General features: G+C 61.9%; 15 protein-coding genes. 2 read left to right on the forward strand and 13 right to left on the reverse strand.

From position 1 onward, the window contains the following. The first annotated feature begins 58 nt into the window (after window positions 1-58). Window positions 59-2,101 carry a M1 family aminopeptidase gene (locus GKZ68_RS01985; protein ID WP_173110241.1) on the forward strand — a complete coding sequence of 681 codons (2,043 nt, stop codon included), beginning with the start codon at window positions 59-61 and terminating at the stop codon, window positions 2,099-2,101. A gap of 2 nt (window positions 2,102-2,103) precedes the next feature. Here GKZ68_RS01985 and GKZ68_RS01990 read toward each other — a convergent pair whose 3' ends face one another. The 3 genes from GKZ68_RS01990 to GKZ68_RS02000 all read right to left on the reverse strand — a co-directional run bounded on the left by GKZ68_RS01990 (window position 2,104) and on the right by GKZ68_RS02000 (window position 4,777). Continuing rightward, complete coding sequence (locus GKZ68_RS01990; RefSeq protein ID WP_173110243.1) at window positions 2,104-2,742, reverse strand: hypothetical protein; 639 nt, start codon at window positions 2,740-2,742, stop codon at window positions 2,104-2,106. Window positions 2,743-2,887: 145 nt separating this feature from the next. Beyond that, window positions 2,888-3,331 carry a DUF2147 domain-containing protein gene (locus tag GKZ68_RS01995; protein WP_173110245.1) on the reverse strand — a complete coding sequence of 148 codons (444 nt, stop codon included), beginning with the start codon at window positions 3,329-3,331 and terminating at the stop codon, window positions 2,888-2,890. A 552-nt stretch (window positions 3,332-3,883) separates the two neighbouring features. Then, window positions 3,884-4,777, reverse strand: coding sequence for a C40 family peptidase (locus GKZ68_RS02000; RefSeq protein WP_173110247.1), 894 nt, complete (start codon window positions 4,775-4,777; stop codon window positions 3,884-3,886). A gap of 182 nt (window positions 4,778-4,959) precedes the next feature. Here GKZ68_RS02000 and GKZ68_RS02005 point away from each other — a divergent pair, with 182 nt between their 5' ends. Beyond that, entirely contained in the window at window positions 4,960-6,855 is a 1,896-nt protein-coding gene (locus GKZ68_RS02005) for a M61 family metallopeptidase (RefSeq protein WP_173110248.1), read from the forward strand. Between the two features lie 180 nt (window positions 6,856-7,035). Here the strand turns inward: GKZ68_RS02005 and GKZ68_RS02010 are convergent, their stop codons facing one another. From GKZ68_RS02010 to mtgA, 10 genes are all read right to left on the reverse strand, one after another. Next, a complete protein-coding gene (locus GKZ68_RS02010; protein ID WP_173110250.1) occupies window positions 7,036-8,772 on the reverse strand; it encodes a protein-disulfide reductase DsbD in 1,737 nt (578 codons plus the stop codon). A gap of 11 nt (window positions 8,773-8,783) precedes the next feature. Then, on the reverse strand, window positions 8,784-9,233 hold the full coding sequence (locus GKZ68_RS02015; RefSeq protein WP_173110252.1) for a protein-disulfide reductase DsbD domain-containing protein: 450 nt from the start codon (window positions 9,231-9,233) through the stop codon (window positions 8,784-8,786). 242 nt (window positions 9,234-9,475) lie between these two features. Beyond that, window positions 9,476-10,282 carry a DUF4468 domain-containing protein gene (locus tag GKZ68_RS02020; protein ID WP_173110254.1) on the reverse strand — a complete coding sequence of 269 codons (807 nt, stop codon included), beginning with the start codon at window positions 10,280-10,282 and terminating at the stop codon, window positions 9,476-9,478. Between the two features lie 123 nt (window positions 10,283-10,405). After that, entirely contained in the window at window positions 10,406-12,358 is a 1,953-nt protein-coding gene (locus GKZ68_RS02025; RefSeq protein WP_173110256.1) for a KUP/HAK/KT family potassium transporter, read from the reverse strand. Window positions 12,359-12,442: 84 nt separating this feature from the next. Next, window positions 12,443-13,234: a hypothetical protein gene (locus tag GKZ68_RS02030; protein WP_173110258.1), complete on the reverse strand. Its 792-nt coding sequence runs from the start codon at window positions 13,232-13,234 to the stop codon at window positions 12,443-12,445. Between the two features lie 6 nt (window positions 13,235-13,240). After that, a complete protein-coding gene (locus GKZ68_RS02035; RefSeq protein ID WP_173110260.1) occupies window positions 13,241-13,879 on the reverse strand; it encodes an FKBP-type peptidyl-prolyl cis-trans isomerase in 639 nt (212 codons plus the stop codon). A gap of 157 nt (window positions 13,880-14,036) precedes the next feature. After that, window positions 14,037-14,171, reverse strand: a complete 135-nt coding sequence (locus GKZ68_RS22345) for a hypothetical protein (RefSeq protein ID WP_302052004.1) — start codon at window positions 14,169-14,171, stop codon at window positions 14,037-14,039. Between the two features lie 204 nt (window positions 14,172-14,375). Beyond that, on the reverse strand, window positions 14,376-14,846 hold the full coding sequence (locus tag GKZ68_RS02040; RefSeq protein ID WP_173110262.1) for a DinB family protein: 471 nt from the start codon (window positions 14,844-14,846) through the stop codon (window positions 14,376-14,378). A gap of 10 nt (window positions 14,847-14,856) precedes the next feature. Beyond that, on the reverse strand, window positions 14,857-15,273 hold the full coding sequence (locus GKZ68_RS02045; RefSeq protein ID WP_173110264.1) for a DUF4440 domain-containing protein: 417 nt from the start codon (window positions 15,271-15,273) through the stop codon (window positions 14,857-14,859). A 16-nt stretch (window positions 15,274-15,289) separates the two neighbouring features. Beyond that, the gene (gene mtgA / locus GKZ68_RS02050) at window positions 15,290-16,051 is read right to left on the reverse strand and encodes a monofunctional biosynthetic peptidoglycan transglycosylase (RefSeq protein ID WP_254244120.1); all 762 of its coding nucleotides are present in this window, start codon (window positions 16,049-16,051) and stop codon (window positions 15,290-15,292) included. Window position 16,052: the final 1 nt, after the last annotated feature.

Raw genomic sequence — 16,052 nt, forward strand, 5'->3', positions numbered from 1 at the left:
CTTATCTTCGGGTAGCTACCTGGCTCAACGCGAAAGGCTAGGCGCTAAGTGCTTGGTTATGCGCAAAAATTTACTGCTACTTTTCTGGCTGGTTAGCCTGGCTGGCCGGCCGGCCACCATCCGCGCCCAGCTCCCCACCGCTAGCCCCGATGCCGCCCTGGCCTGCCGCCAAGCGCGCCTACGCTCGGCCTCGGCCACAACTGCCGTGGCCGGCGTATCCGGGCGCCACCGCCTCAAGATGGACCGCTACGATGTGCAATTTTACCGCCTCGACCTCACGCTCGATAATACTTCGCGCACTATCACCGGCTCGGCGCTGCTGCGGGTGCGGGTAGGCGCGCAGCCGCTCGATTCGCTGGCCTTCGAGCTGTACCAGGCGCCGGCGGGCTCGCCGGCCGGCACGGCCACCCTCGTTATCGACTCGGTAGTGGCTGGCGGGCGGCGCTCGCCGGGGGTGTTGCGGCAGGGGCAGGCGGCCACGGCCGCGCTGGCGCAGCCCGCGCCGGCCGGCACCGTGCTCAATACCCGCATCTACTACCACGGCACGGCGCCCAATGGCAACACCAATGCCATCGGCAACGCCTTAAACACGGCTACCAGCTACCGGCGCGACGGGGTCGATTATCCGTACCACGTGACCTGGAGCCTGTCGGAGCCGTTTTCGGCCCACGAGTGGTTTCCGTGCAAGCAAGTGCTCACCGATAAGGCCGACTCGTCGGCGGTGTTCGTCACTACGACCTTGCCTAATAAGGTGGGTTCCAACGGCGTGCTGGCCCGCACGGTGCAGCTGCCCGGCGGCCGCGTGCGCTACGAGTGGCACGAAAATCATCCCATCGACTACTACCTCATTTCGGTGGCCGTGGCGCCCTACGTGGAGTATGTGACTACCGCCAGCCCCGTGGGCGGGCCGCGCGTGCCCATCATCAATTACGTCTACGACCAAGCCTCACTTACGCGCTACCAGGCCGACATCGACCGCACGGCGGGCTTTCTGGAGAATTATTCGCAACTGTTTGGCACGTATTACTTTGCCGATGAAAAATACGGCCACTCGATGGCACCCATCGGCGGCGGGATGGAACACCAGACCATGACCACGCTCCAGGATTTCAGCTTCACGCTGGTGGCCCACGAGCTGTTTCACCAGTGGTTTGGCGACAACGTGACCTGTGCTTCGTGGGAGGATATCTGGCTCAATGAGGCGTTTGCTTCCTACGGCGAGTATTTGTCGCGGCAGGCCTTCGACACGCCTGCCAACGCCCGCGCCTGGATGGACGATGCCCAGACCCGCGCCCAAAGCAATGGCACCGGTACCGTGCGCGTGCCCGACACCACCAACGTCAGCCGTATTTTCAACTACAACCTGACCTATAAAAAAGGCGCTGCCGTGGTGCACCTGCTGCGCTACCTCTGCCACGACGATGCCCGGTTCTTTCGCGTGCTGCGCGCCTACCAGCGCCAGCTGAGCGGGCGCACGGCACATACCCTTGACTTACAGCACTTTTTTGAGGCTGAGCTGGGCCAGCCGCTCGATTATTTTTTTCAGCAGTGGTACCAGGGCGAGGGTTTCCCCGCGTTCAATGTGCGTTGGAACCAGGTGGGCATTGCCTTGTATGTGCAGGTGAGTGAAACGGCCTCGGTGCCCGCCAGCACGCCGTTTTTCCAAACCGAAGTCGATTATCAGCTCACCTTTCAGGATGGCAGCACCCGCACCGTGCGCCTGAGCCAAACGCAGGCTAGCCAAGGCTTTACCGTGCCCGTGAGCGGCACCGTGGCCACCATCACCGTAGACCCCGCTGGCTGGCTGCCCGACCTGCCCGGTACCGTGCAGCGCGACAACGCGCTGGTGCTGGCCACCCGTACCGCTAGTGCGGCGGCAATAGCCCTGTATCCCAATCCGGCCCGCGACTATCTCACTATCAGTGGGCTAGCCACGGCCGCCACGGCCGAAATCTGCGATGCCACCGGCCGCGTGGTGCAACGCCAACCGCTGGCTAGCCCGCAACTCAGCACGCAGGCCCTGGTGCCCGGCCTGTACCTGCTGCGGGTGCTGGGGCCGGCGGGCGAGGCGCTGGGGCAGGGGCGATTCGTAAAGGAATAGGGCTAGCCCTTGTAGTACTCCGCAATGCGCGCCACAATGGCCGCGTCGGCCACCGGCTCGTCGAAAACAGCCTTTAGCAGCGTCTCGAACGACTGGGGCGGCGTGAAGCATGCCTCGTGCAACGGGTTAGTGCTGAGTCGGATAAACAGGGGCCGGTCGTTTACCCGCACCAAATCGAGGGTAATGAGGCCGAAGCGCTGGTCGCAGCGGCCACTCTCGGCGCAATCGGTTGGGTTGGGCTTGAATAGCTGCTTGGTCGTGAGCTCGTGCAGCTGCTGGTGGCGGCGCTGGCGGCAGTCGTGGCAGGCCCGGTGGTAGCCCAGGCCGGCGATACGCTCGCCCAGTAGCCAGAATAGGTTCAGGAAGTTACCCGGCCCAATTGTGGGGTCGTAGAAAAAAAGCGCGCCCTGGCGGCCAGCGTCTTGCAGGATGTCGACCCGGAAACCCCGCCGCCCGCCGGCCCCGCCCTTGCGCAGGTGGTAGGCCTTAAAGTAAGGCCCCAGCCAGTTGCGGTACACGCGGGCCGCTACCCAATCGGCGTGCCGTTGGGCCTGGGCGGGCGTGGGCTCGGCGGCGGGCTGCCAGTCGGCACCCGCGCCGCCGTGGCGCCGCTGAAAAAGCTGTTGAAGAAACTGGAGCACTGCGGAGGAAAACAACCTGAATGGGTGAAAAACACCGGCTCTGGCAAATAGTTTCGGGCCAGCGGGGGCGACTGGGTCCCAAAAAAGCCAAAAAATAGCGGCCCTTCCACCAGGAAAGGCCGCTGCAAAAATTGGGTAAGGGAGTCTATTTAACCCGCGTCCAGGTCTGCGACTTGCCGATGAGCGAGAAGCCGATGTAGCCTTTTACCTCCATTGTGTTAGCCGATTCCATCTTCATGTAGCACGAGTAGGTTTTGCCGCTTTCGGGGTCGTATATTTTGCCGTTATCCCACTTGTTATCATCATCATAGCTAAAGCCTTGCATGAATATCAGGCCCAGGCGCGGGCGGCTGCGCAGCTTGGGGTCGGGGTTTTGGCTGTCCGTTTTGGGCTTGCCGGTGGCCGGGTCGTTGGGCACGGTCAGGGTCACGATTTTACCGCACAGCTTATCGCCGCACTTATAAATCTCGAAGGTGGCTTTTTTCTCAGCGTTGGTCCAGATACCGAGCGGCGACAGCGTTTGGGCGTGGGCTGCGGTGCCGGCCACGCCCAGCCACAGGGCGAGCAGAAAGAGGAGAGACTTATGCATCTTGCGACGGTGAAGAAGTAGTGAAGGGTGGATGAGAAAGGAAATCTACGGGAAAAAGAGTGCTAAACCGGGAAAGGCAATTATACGGCCATTTTTAGAAAGCCCGCGCGGGCGGCGACCCCAGAGGGCTAGCCGGCCAGCGTCGCAAAAAATGAAAAGGAACGAAAAACTAATGCGCTTGACTATCAGGAATATGCTAAAAATGCTGGCTCCGACGCCCTAAAATATCTGGGAAAGCATTGAACCTCGGCGGCGGCAATTAACTTTAACCCTCAGTAGCGAGTGCTACGGCCCCGGCCAAGCCGCCCTAAGTTGCTGGGAAGCGCGGCCGAGGTTATGTGGAACCATAAAGAAAGGAGGTACAAAATGTCTAGTAGTCCCAACCAAATCCTGCCGAGCCTGTCCAATGTAGTACGCTTCACCGCCGTACTCGCCTAAACACACAGCTCGGCGGAGGGCGCTACGGTAGCGTGGCCCCCTTTCGTTGGACAGGTCTTACTGTGAGACGCCGGCGCTGTACCCCAGCGTTGCCGCTCGGTAAGATTTGAAGGATTAGATGCCCGGCCTGGCCCGATGGCGCGCACTAGCGCGCCGGGGCCGGCCGGGCATCGTTTTTTTAGTGCTTGTTGACTTTTGCCGAGCTAGCGGCGCTGGCTTTTTAGGTAAAGCTTTGCGCGTAATAGATACTGATTTTTTAGTTGTAGTGGTTTCAGTAGCAACGTGCCGACGGGCAGCAAGCGTAGCCTTAGCGGTAGTTTGTGGGTGTAGTCGCGGCCGCGTGGGCAAGGGTACTACCCTAGCAGGCAATGACACGGCGGGCGCGAGGGCCGCTTCAGGGGCCATTGGTGGCAACGCAGCGACGGCGCCGGCCGGATGCGCCAAGGCCGATGCAGAAGTAGCGGGCCGGCCAGCCGCAAAGGTCGTGGCGCTAGCCTTCCCGCCGCCATCGAGCACGCGCCGTACCTGCATAAAGCGGCGCTCATAGCCCGAGTTTTCGAGCTGGCTGATTTTCACGCCCGACTCGCGCCGGGCCGACGAGGCGTGCACAAAGCGCAGCGGCGTTTCGCCCAGGGCCGAGATGACGATGCCCGCGTGGCCGGCCGTGGTGCTGCCTTCAGCCGTGCCGGTAAAGACTACAATATCGCCGGGCTGGGCCTGGGCGCGGGGCACCGGCCGGCCGGCCTCGATGAGCAGGGCCGTGGCGTGCGGCGTAGCCACGCCAAAGTGCCCGAACACGTAGGTAATAAAGCCTGAGCAGTCGAAGCCCGTGGCTGGGCTAGTACCAGCCCACACGTAGGGCGTGCCTAGCTGGCGCAGGGCAAGGCGCACAATGCTGTCGCGCCGGGCCGGGCCGGGCCGCGCCGGGCTAGCCGAGCGCCCCGCCACCAGCACGATGGGCGCGGCTGCCTCGCGGCTAACGCCGGGTGCCAGCGTTGACTTGAGCACTAAAAACCGAAGCCCAAGCAAGAGCAGCAGTAAACTGCCAAAAATCAACCAGATAGTACGCATAATAAGAGAATCGGCCCGGCGGCCTTGCCCGCTTAACGGCCGGGCCGGACTGGAAGTTGACCCGAATTACCCCAAAAAGATTCGGGGGCCAGCCCGGCCGGGGGCGTTACTTTGCGGGCATGTTCGCATCTACTTCTGCCTTTTGCCGCCTGGTCACCCTAGCCGGCCTCCTGGCGGCCGTGCCCGCCGCCGCCCAAACGAAAATCAAAACCAAAGTAAAGCCTGGCTCGGCCCCTGCTTCGACTGCCGCGCCAGCCAGGGCTGCCAGCGTCGGCGCTCCCGGTGGCAGCCTGCGCTACACGCTGGCCATGCCGGCCCCGCAAACACACTACTTCGAGGTGCGGATGGATTTGCAGGGCTTCGGCCAGGAATATACCGACCTCAAGATGCCGGTGTGGGCGCCGGGCTCGTACCTAGTGCGCGAGTTTTCGCGGCACGTGGAGCGCTTCAAGGCGCAGGGGGCCAACGGCCAGGCGCTGGTCGTGGAAAAGCTCGATAAGAATACCTGGCGCGTGCACCACGCCGGCCAGGGCACGTTCCGGGTCGATTACGGCGTGTATGCCTACGAAATCAGTGTGCGCACCAGCTACATCGATGCCGACCACGGCTTTGCGCTGGGCAGCAGCATCTTTATGTACCCGGCCCAGGCCAAGAGCCTGGCTAGCCAGGTGACGGTGCAGCCCGCCGCCGGCTGGGCCACGGTGAGCACCGCCCTGCGCCCAGCGCCGGGTATGCAGAAATACGTGTACCAATCGACTAATTACGACGAGCTGGCCGACTCACCCATCGAAATCGGCAACCAGAAGGTGCTAAGCTTCACAGCCAATAACACGCCGCACCAGCTAGCCATGTACGGCCCGTACCAGCTGGCCGACGAGCCCCGCTTCCTGGGCGATATGAAGAAGATAACCGAGGAAGCGCAGCGCGTGGTGGGCCAAAACCCCCTCGACCACTACCTCTTCATTGTGCACCACCTCGACGCGGGGGGCGGCGGCCTAGAGCACCTGTACTCGACTACGCTGGGGGCGCGGCCGGGCACGTACTCAAATGAAACGGCCTACAAAAACTTTCTGCGGCTCGTGGCGCACGAGTATTTCCACCTCTGGAATGTGAAGCGCATCCGGCCGGTGGCGCTCGGGCCTTTTGACTACGACCACGAGAACTACACGCACATGCTGTGGGTGAGCGAGGGCCAGACCGAATACATGGCCAACCAGATTGCCCAGCGCGCGGGCTTCTACACCGCCCAGCAGTACTACGACCAGCTGGCCACCGTGCTCGGGGGCGTGGAAAACCAGCCCGGCAACAAGCTGCAGCCGGTGGCCATGTCGAGCTTCGACGCTTGGATTCGCGCCTACCGGCCCGATGAAAACTCGCGCAACTCCGAAATCAGCTACTACGACAAGGGCGAGATGGTAGGCCTGGTACTCGACCTCATGCTAGTGCAGGCCACCAACGGCCAGAAGCACATCGACGACGTATTTCGCCTGCTCTACGATAAGTATTACAAGGGCCTGAAGCGCGGCTTCACCGACCAGGAATACCAGGATGCGGTGGCCCAGGTGGCCGGCCGGCGCTTCGACGACTTCTTCCAGAACTGCGTGTACGGCACCCGCACCCTCGACTACAGCACGGCCCTCGGCTACGTGGGCCTGACCCTGACCAGCGCCCCCGCCAGCCCCAACGGCAGCCTGGGCGCCACCATCGCCAACCGCAACGGCCACTACGTGGTAACCAGCGTGAAGCGCGACGGCACCGCCTGGAACGGCGGCCTCAACGTGAACGACGAGGTATTGCAGCTCGGTGGTGCCGCGCCCACCGACGAAAGCGTGAAGCAGGCCCTCTTCAGCAGCGCGCCCGGCACGGTACTGAAAATGCAGGTGAAGCACAACGCCTTCACTCACGACCTGAGCCTGACCCTGCAACCCGACCCCGAGCGCGCCTACCAGATTCAGCCCGTGGCTAGCCCCACGCCCGACCAGCAGCGCCTGCTGGCCAAGTGGCTGGGTAAGTAGTTGTAGGCGGTTAGCTCGCCCCCGGCCCCGCTCCAAAAGAGCGGGGAGCCACGGCGGAATCGACGGCTAATCATTAAAGCAAAAAGGCTTGCAGCAACTGCTGCGAGCCTTTTTTAAACTGACTTTTAATTGTTAGGCTCCCCGCTCTTTTGGAGCGGGGCCGGGGGTGAGGTTTGAGGGCTAGCGGTACGCCTTTAGCCCGCTATCCAGATACTTCACAAAATCAGCCACTTCGTAGTCGGCGCCCTGGGGCGGCACCAGCACCTGGCCGTCGCGGCCCAGCAGCACATAGTAGGGCTGCGAATTAGTGTTGAAGCGGCTGGCTTGCAGGTCGCTGTACTTGTTGCCGATGGTGCGGATGGTCTTGCCGCTGAACTTCGACACGGTTTGCTCGGCGGCGGGCAGTTCGGTTTTGTCGTCGACGTAGAGTTGGATGAGCACGTACTTATCGCGGATAAGCGGCAGCACCTGCTTGTCGGGCCACACGTTGGCTTCCATCTTGCGGCAGTTCACGCAGGCGTGGCCCGTGAAGTCGATGAGCACTGGCTTGCCCACCTGCCGGGCGTAGGCCATGCCTTCGTCGTAGTCGAAAAAGGCCGGCAGGCCGAGCGGCGCGTGAAATAAGTCGGCGTACTTATGCGGCGCGGTGCTGGCCGGCGCGGCGCCGCTGCCCACCGCTGGCGCGAGCAGGCTAGGGGTGTAGAGGTCAAAATCCTGAGTATCCTGCGGGGGTAGAAAAGCCGACACGGCCCGCAGCGGCGCGCCCCACAGCCCCGGCACCAGGTAGAGCGTGAAGGCCAGCACGATAATCGACAAAAACAAGCGTGGCAGGGTGATATACGCCAGGTCGCTGTCGTGCGAAAAGCGTAGCTTGCCGAGCAAATACAGCCCCATCATGCCAAAAATAACCACCCATAGCACCAAGTACACCTCGCGGTCAAACCACTGCCAGTGGTAGGCCAAATCGACGTTAGACAAAAACTTGAGCGCCAGCGCCAGCTCCAGAAAGCCCAGCGTCACTTTCACTGAGTTCAGCCAGCCGCCCGACTTGGGCAGCGAGGCCATCCAGCCCGGAAATAGCGAAAACAGCGTAAACGGCATAGCCAGCGCCAGCGCAAAGCCAAACATGCCTACTGCCGGCCCCAGCAGCTGCCCCATGCTGGCCGCCTGCACCAGCAGCGTGCCAATGATGGGACCGGTGCACGAAAAAGACACCAGCGCCAGCGTAGCCGCCATGAAGAAGATGCCCAGCAGGCCACCCTTATCGGCCTTTTCGTCCATCTTATTGGCCCAGGCCGTGGGTAGCATAATCTCGAATGCGCCCAGAAACGACGCGCCAAACACCAGCAGCAGCAGGAAAAAGAAGAAGTTGAAAATGCCGTTGGTAGCCAGGTTATTCAGCGCATCGGCCCCAAAAAGCACCGTAATAAGCAGCCCCAGCGCCACGTAGATGACAATAATGCTGGCCCCGTACACCAGCGCGTTGCGAATGCCCCGCGCCCGCGTACCCGAGCGCTTGGTAAAGAAACTCACCGTCATGGGCAGCAGCGGGAAGATGCACGGCATCAGCACGGCCGCAAAGCCACCTAATAGCCCGGCCAAAAACGTGACCCACAGTGAGGTCTGAGCAGCGGCCGGCTGGCTAGCCTTGGCCGTGGGGGCGGGGCCAGCCTTGGCATCTGAGTTAGTCGCTGGGCTAGCGACTGGCCCGGCGGTGGCCGTGTCGGCCGCTTTAGCAGTGGGCGCGGCCTCCTGCACCGGCGTAAACTGAATGTCGGCCGTCGAAACCGTATCCTGGGCCAGGGCGGGTGGCGTGGCAAAAACTCCGGCTAGCAGCCACAGCCCCAGCAGCCAGGCCGTCGGGGCCTTTAACGAGTGCAGGAGCCTAGTGGCTCCTGCTAAAGCTGGTATACGCATTACAGAAGAGGTTATTTAACGGGAATGCTGAACGCGACCTCGTCGGGCGGCAGGCATTTCTCGTCGTTGCAGGCCATAAATTCGAGGTTGCCTTTCACCGTTACCGGGCCTTTACCGGTCAGCTTCACTTTCTGCTGAAAAATAACCGAGCTGGTGAAGTAGCTCACTTGCATGTTGAATGCCTTCTCAAACTTCGCAATCGGCTTCGGCTCCTGCGGCAGGCCCACCAGAGTGTAAGCTTGCGAAGGGGTAAACTTGATGGTGGTTTTCACCGGGCCGCCATCCTTCACGGTTTGCGAGTACACGTGCCAGCCCGCATCGATGGTGGCTTTGAGGAACACCACGGCCTCGGTCGGACTGGTTTTTTTGGCGGCGTAGCTCCAGTGTACGGGCGTCAGAATCTGGGCTTTGGCCTGCGAGGCGCCGAGCAGGACCATACCTGCCAACAAGATTTTTTTCATGAATACAAAAGGCAATAAGCGGCCCCGTAGTTGCGCTAAAACAAAGGTAGTGCCCGTTTTATTTCAGTAGCAGCCATTGCTGCCATACTACCCGTTGCCGGGCCTGGTTGTTTGAAGCAGCCCGCCCGCAGCAATAAATATGCGGCGGCCGCAGGGCCGCTTGCCACCTCAGTTGCCCGCCGGCTAGCCTGCCCGCCATTAAGCCGGGCCCGCCGCTGCGAGCCGGGCTTCGGCCGCCAGCCTCAAAAATCGCTCGGGTCCTTTGAGTGCTGGGGCTTTTGCAGCGTCAGGGCAGTTTGCAGGCTGTCGAGCAGGTGGTGCACATCGCGAATAGCCTCGGCTTTCAGGTCTTCCCAGGGTTTGCGGCTGCCCAGGCCCGCGTAGCCAAAGAGATTGGCCCGGTCATTTTCCAAGGGTCCGCCCGAGTTGAGGTGGGGGGTGGCACCGGCGTCGTGCGTCAGGTCGGTGAGCACGTACTTGAAGCGGCCGTCCTTCACGTAAATGCTGAGGGTGTGATGCACCACGCCGGCGTAGGAGCTGCGTGGCACATTGTCGTAGGTCTGGTGCAGGGTAACGATGCGGGTGCCGTGCAGCACCAGCTGGCCGGTGGCGGGGTCTTGCTTTACCAGCTCCGCATTGGAAAGCGGATAAGCCTGGGTTACCCAGGCGCGGGCCCGCTCATAAAGCACCGCCTGGCTAGCCCCCGGCACCGGCACTACGCCCTCGTAGGTAATGTGCTGGGTGTGGGCATCAATGGGCACCGGCTCGGTGTCGCGCGGGTCGTAATCGCTAAGCTTGGCAGTCGGCGTTATATAAAGGAAGCCGTCGAGCTTTACCACCATCCAACCCGGCGAAAACGGTCCGACCACAATGGCCTCCGCCTGGCTGGGCAGGTAGCGGCTGGGCCGGTGCAGCGTGTCGGCGCTCGGGTAGAGCGGGGCTTTGGTCAGGCCCACGTGGTAGGTAACGGGCTTGCTGGTTTCGCGGAGCTTTTGGGCCATTGTGGCCGCCGGCAAGGTTAGCAAACACCCAAGCAGAATAGCTTTCATACGCTAAAAGTAGCGGCAACCAGCCGTACAGGCATTTGCTCCGGCCTGAAAACGCACAGTCGCCCGCCGGCCGCCCGGCTAGGGCATCCGGCGGGCGAGCCGCAGTTACATCCCCTCAAGACCTTATTTCACCCGCGTCAGGGCCACCTCCCGTACCGGGGCAATTACCAGCGGCACCTTCTCCATCTTCACCGACGAGGTGTCGAGGCCGAAGTACTGAGCTTCGCCCGAAATGAACTGCTTGATGTAGAAGTAGGCCTGCATTACGAGCTTTTCCTGGGTCGGAAAGTCGTTTTCGACCGAGAGGTACTTTTCCAGCACCACGAAGCGGAAATCGCCCGTCACGTGCTGCTTGCTGAGTGAGGCATAGCGCGAGGTAATATCCACTTCCTTGTTACGCACCAGGTCTTCGACCACCTTGCGGAAAAACAGGTTGATGCGCTGCTGCACCCGAAAGCCCAGCCGGAAATTGATGCGGAACACGTCGTCGGGCGCCAGCTCGGTCACCTTGTATTCCATCGTGTACGGCTCGTCGGTAGTATCGACGTGGATAAACCAGTAGATGTCAGCGCGCTTAGGCCGCTTCTGAAAGATGGAATAGATGATTTTCTGCTCAATCTCGCTGGCCCGCTCGGCCGAGGTCAGGAACACGAGGTGGGTGGCGTACTTCGAGATGGAGTCATCGTTGCTGAGCTGCTTGAGCGGCTCGATGTAGGGCTCCATCTTCACGAAGTCGGTGAGGCGGCGCTTGATGTAGAAGGCCTTGAGCCACACGTACATCACGCTCATCAGGGCCGCGCCAATCATCAGCGACACGTAGCCGCCCTTCGGAAACTTGATGAGGTTGGCCAGCAAAAAAGAGCCTTCAATCACGCCGTACACCACCACGAACAGGGCCACCAGCGGGAAGGCCACGCGCTTCACCCTGCTCAGCCACACGGTAAGCAAAATCGTGGTCATGAGCATGGTAAGCGTAATGGCCAGGCCGTAGGCCGCCTCCATCTCGCTCGACTCGCGGAAGTGCAGCACCACCCCGATGCAGCCAATGAGCAGCAGCCGGTTCATGCTGGGCACGTAGAGCTGGCCCTTCACGTCGGTAGGGTAGTTGAGGCGCACTTTGGGCCACATATTCAGGCGGATAGCTTCGGCTACCAGCGTAAACGAGCCCGTGATGAGCGCCTGCGAGGCAATGATGGCCGCCACCGTGGCTAGCCCAATGCCGAAGAGCAGAAACCACGGCGGCATGAGCGCATAAAACGGATTTTGCTCGCCTATCATCTGGCCTTTGTGGGCGAGCAGCCACGCGCCCTGGCCCAGGTAGTTGAGCAGCAAGGCGGTTTTTACAAAAGCCCAGCTGATGCGGATGTTGCCCTTGCCGCAGTGCCCCAGGTCGGAGTACAGGGCCTCGGCCCCGGTTGTACACAGAAAAACCGACCCGAGCAGCCAGAAGCCACTCGGGTAGTGCACCAGCAATTGATAGGCATAATACGGATTAATAGCCCGCAGAATGGTCGGGTTCTGGGCAATCCAGACCGCGCCGAGCACGCCCAGCATGGTAAACCACAGCAGCATAATCGGCCCGAACGCCTTGCCTACTATCTGAGTGCCAAAGCTTTGCAATAAAAACAGGCCCGCGATAATGCCAATAACGATGGGCACCGTCGGGATGGTCGGGTAAATAGCCCGCAAGCCTTCTACCGCCGACGCCACCGAGATGGGCGGCGTAATTACGCCATCGGCCAGCAGCGCGGCCCCACCGATAATGGCCACCGCCGAAAGCCAGGCCCCGCGCCGCCGCACTAGGGCGTAGAGCGAAAAAATGCCGCCCTCGCCGTTGTTATCGGCATTGAGGGTAAGCAGCACGTACTTGATGGTGGTCTGGAGCGTGAGCGTCCAGATAACGCACGAGATGCCGCCCAGCACCAGGGCTTCGTCAATCAGACCGGGCGTGTGGCCGCTTTTTAGGATGGACGACATCACGTAGAGTGGCGACGTGCCGATATCGCCGTAGATGATACCCAGCGCGATAAGCAGCCCCGCCCCGGAAATGGCGGTGTGCGAGTGTTTAGAACTCATGTGATAGAAGTAATGGCTTGGTCAAAAAGCGGCAGGAAGAAAGGCCCAGTAACGAGTAAAAACAGCAGGATGCCAGAACGGGCTTTACGCAGGTGCGTCGGCAATGGCTGGGTTTGGAGCCGGCGGCTCGTCAGCCGGCCGGCTCGCGGCGGCCTCCGCCGCACGCGCGGCCTCTACGGCGGCCAGCAGCGCGGCAGCCTCGGCGGCGGCCTGGTCGTGGGCGCGGTAGATGCGGCGGTTGGCCTCGCCCACCAGGCGCCGCCACCCGTCGGCGTCGCCGGGCAGGGCAAAGTGCACCGCCTCGCGGCCCAGCAGCCACAGCCGCAGCCGGTTGGTACCCCGGTGGCCGTAGAGTAGCATCAGGGCCGTAGCCAGCAGGCCGGCCATAGTAGGCAGCGTGCGCAGCCAGTTATTTAAGAATAAAATAAGGACGATGGCTAGCCCCATTCCCCCGAGCAAGTACCACAGTAGCCAGCGCACCGGTTGCACCTCGGCCCGCTCTAGCTCGCGCAGGCCAAACGTGTGGCCCAGCACCGTGAGCGAGGTAGCCGTGAGGGTCAGGCGGCCATCGGGGCTGCTAATTGTAGGTGGGGGTGGCAGTTCAGCCGCCGCGGTTGCCACCGGCCCCAGTGCTGGTTCGGGCAGGGCGCCGGGGGCAGTCGTCGGGGCCGGCTGGGTTTCGGCCGCCACCAAAGCCGCCACCGGCGCGGGGGCAGCCGGTGGCGGGGTGGAGGTAGCAAGTGGGGGCGGGGCGGGGCTAGCGGGCATAGCCGTGCTGTGCCGGACCCAGGTGGGCGCGGTGGCAGCGGTGGCCGTGGCGCCCGCTAGGGGGGCGGGCGCCAGCAGCGCCTCGTCCGGTACATCCCCGTCTGGCACCGGAGCTTAATTGTTTACTTTCAGCAACTCTACGTCGAAAATCAGCGCCGAGTCGGGGCCGATGTCGCGGCCGGCACCGCGCTTGCCGTAGGCCAAGTCGGAGGGGATGTAGAGGCGCCACTTCGAGCCCTCGGGCATGAGCTGCAGGGCTTCGGTCCAGCCCGCGATTACGCCATTTACCGGGAAGGTAGCCGGCTGGCCGCGCTGGTAGCTGCTGTCGAATACGTTGCCGTTGATGAGGGTGCCGTGGTAGTGCGTAGTCACCGACGAGCGCAGGGTAGGCTTTTTGCCGGTGCCCTCGGTCAGCACTTCGTACTGCAGCCCGCTGGGCAGGGTCGTTACGCCCGGCTTGTTCTTGTTTTCGGCGAGAAAGGCTTCGCCTTCGGCTTTGTTATTCATGGCGTTGGGGTTTTGGGTGTCGTCATCATCGTCGTCTTCCTGGCCGCCGCCGAGCTGCTCCTGCAGCTGCTGCATAGCAGCCTGCATCTGCTCCTGGGTGAGGCGGCTGGGCTGGCCGGAAAGCCCTTCCTTGAGGGCGGCGGCCAGGGTGTCAATGTCCAGCTCCAGGCCTTGCTGGGCAAAGTTGCGGGCCAGGTCGCGGCCAATGATGTAGCTGACCTGCTGCTGATTGGTGTCGAGCGTCACGGGTAAATGAGCGTAAAAGTGCCGGCTCACTAGAGCCGGCCAGGCGTGAAAAATGGGAAATGAGGCCGCGAAGGTCGGCACTGCTGCCGGCTTCTTACGCAAAAAGCCCCGCCGGGGGCGGGGCTTCAGCGGCAACTATGGTGGGAAACCCGGTGGCTTAGAGGTAGTAATGGTCCTCTTCGCCGTGCAGGTGAAAGGTCAGATTGAGGCTAGCCAGCTGCGCCCTCAGGTAGCGGAGCGAGCCCAGGCCGCTGAGCAGCAGCAACGAGGATAGGGCAGTGGTCTTTTTCATGAGAACTGGTTGGTTAAATAATTAAAACGCAGGGCAAAGATACGGAAAATGCTCATAAAATGTTAGGCGTGCCGAGTAATTTGGTCTTGCTTACGGGTTAGCTACTGGCAGGCGGGCGAGCCATTCTGCTTCATTATCCTGCATCTGAGTGAGGTGGCGCCGGGCATGCTGGGCAAGAAAATAAACATACTCATACACGTTGAGCTAGCCCAACTCATTCACCGACATCGTGGTTTGGTAAAGCAGACCTTCGCCGTGGGGCAGCCGGGCAAGGCAGCCGAGTAGTTGGGCTAGCTGCTCGTGCAACTGCTGCCGCACTACGGCTTGCTGCCGCGGATTGGTGCGGGGCTCCATATGCTCGGGTCGTTGCCACGGAAAGGCATGGAGTGTGCCAATAGCCGCCAGCTTTTCGCGCGGAAACTGATAGCCGCTTACTTCCAGTAGCAGGTCGCGGCCTTGCACGTTAGCCAAGGTTTTTGCAGTGCCTTTCTCAATCAGGATGAGTAAGTAGTGGTTGGTGAGCCCAATATGGTTGAGTACCTCATTGATTGCCCATCCCTGGTCGCTGGGTACGAACGCACGCAAGCTAGCCGGCCGTTCAAACCACGCATCTACTCGTGCGAATACATCTTGCAGTTCAGTTTGCAGCTCAGCAAGCAGTAAGCTAATTTCCATTGCTGGGGAGCTAACTCGAATGGTCGGCCACGATGACCCACTTGCCATTCAGCTTTCTGAAAATCAGCAGAAATTGGCCCTGGGCATCGCCGGCTTTTGCGTTGGGCCGGGCCAGGTGGAAGTGGCCCACTACCTGCGCCACATCGGCCCCGAGCGGGGTGATGCGCAGCCGGCTGAAGTCGAGCTTGCCCATTTGGGCGGCGCTGGGGTAGCTCTTCTTATAATTATCGAGAGTAGGCTGCCAGCCGTAAGTAACGCCGCTCCTGCCGATAAACACCAGCGAGTCGGAATGCCAGTAGCCGGCCATGAAGGTGGGAATGTCGCCCCGGTTCCAGGCGGCCGTTTGGGTAGCGAGTACCTGGGTGATGGCCTGGCGTGGCGTGGGCGGGCCGGCTAGGGCGCAGCCGAGGGCAAGAGTGAAGAGCATACATTGATTGAAAAAACTACCGGTTCAGCAAGGTAGCCACGTAGGCGGTGCCGCCCAGCGCCCGCATGTTGCGCAGCACCCGCAACTGCTTAGCGCGGGCCTGCGGCCCCGGCTGCCCGGCCCGGAAGCGCAGCGGATTGGGCAGCACGCCGGCCAGCAGCGCTGCCTCGGGGGCACTGAGGTCGCGGGCCGACTTATGAAAATAGCGCTGGCTGGCGGCCTCCACGCCGAAAGTACAGTCGCCCATCTCGGCCACGCTGAGGTACATTTCCATGATGCGGCGCTTGCTCCAGAGCAGCTCGATGAGCACTGTGAAATACGCCTCGGCGGCTTTGCGCACGTAGGAGCGGCCCTGCCAGAGAAACACGTTTTTGGCCACCTGCTGCGAGATGGTGGAGCCGCCGCGCACGGGCTTGCCCTCGGCGCGGTGCCAGTTGTACTGCGCGGCCTTCCACATGCCGTCTACGTCGAAGCCGTGGTGAATGAGAAAGCGCTGGTCCTCAGCCGCCACTACCGCCAGGGGCACGCTGGGAGCCACCTCATCGAGCGAGGTGAAATTGTAGCGCGCGTGGCGCGGGTCGGCCTGAATGCCGATGTAGCCCAGCCCCACCGGCGGGTGGGCGCGGCGGTCGAGCATGAGCCAGGTAGCCGGCGGGGCTAGCCAGCGGTACAGCAGCACCCAGGCCACCGTGAGCAGAAAGAGCGCCGTCACGGTTTGCAAGGCCACGCGAAAAACCGTGCGCCACGACGGCAGAAGAGTTTGAGCAGAGTGCGCCACG

The organism is Hymenobacter sp. BRD128, assembly GCF_013256625.1.
Taxonomy (GTDB): Bacteria; Bacteroidota; Bacteroidia; order Cytophagales; family Hymenobacteraceae; genus Hymenobacter.

Excerpts from the sequence above, each read along its gene's own strand:
- GKZ68_RS01985 (WP_173110241.1), top strand. The coding sequence starts at position 59 with ATGCGCAAAAATTTACTGCTACTTTTCTGGCTGGTTAGCCTGGCTGGC.
- GKZ68_RS01995 (WP_173110245.1), bottom strand. The coding sequence starts at position 3,331 with ATGCATAAGTCTCTCCTCTTTCTGCTCGCCCTGTGGCTGGGCGTGGCC.
- GKZ68_RS02005 (WP_173110248.1), top strand. The coding sequence starts at position 4,960 with ATGTTCGCATCTACTTCTGCCTTTTGCCGCCTGGTCACCCTAGCCGGC.
- GKZ68_RS02010 (WP_173110250.1), bottom strand. The coding sequence starts at position 8,772 with ATGCGTATACCAGCTTTAGCAGGAGCCACTAGGCTCCTGCACTCGTTA.
- GKZ68_RS02015 (WP_173110252.1), bottom strand. The coding sequence starts at position 9,233 with ATGAAAAAAATCTTGTTGGCAGGTATGGTCCTGCTCGGCGCCTCGCAG.
- GKZ68_RS02020 (WP_173110254.1), bottom strand. The coding sequence starts at position 10,282 with ATGAAAGCTATTCTGCTTGGGTGTTTGCTAACCTTGCCGGCGGCCACA.
- GKZ68_RS02025 (WP_173110256.1), bottom strand. The coding sequence starts at position 12,358 with ATGAGTTCTAAACACTCGCACACCGCCATTTCCGGGGCGGGGCTGCTT.
- GKZ68_RS22345 (WP_302052004.1), bottom strand. The coding sequence starts at position 14,171 with ATGAAAAAGACCACTGCCCTATCCTCGTTGCTGCTGCTCAGCGGCCTG.
- GKZ68_RS02040 (WP_173110262.1), bottom strand. The coding sequence starts at position 14,846 with ATGGAAATTAGCTTACTGCTTGCTGAGCTGCAAACTGAACTGCAAGAT.
- GKZ68_RS02045 (WP_173110264.1), bottom strand. The coding sequence starts at position 15,273 with ATGCTCTTCACTCTTGCCCTCGGCTGCGCCCTAGCCGGCCCGCCCACG.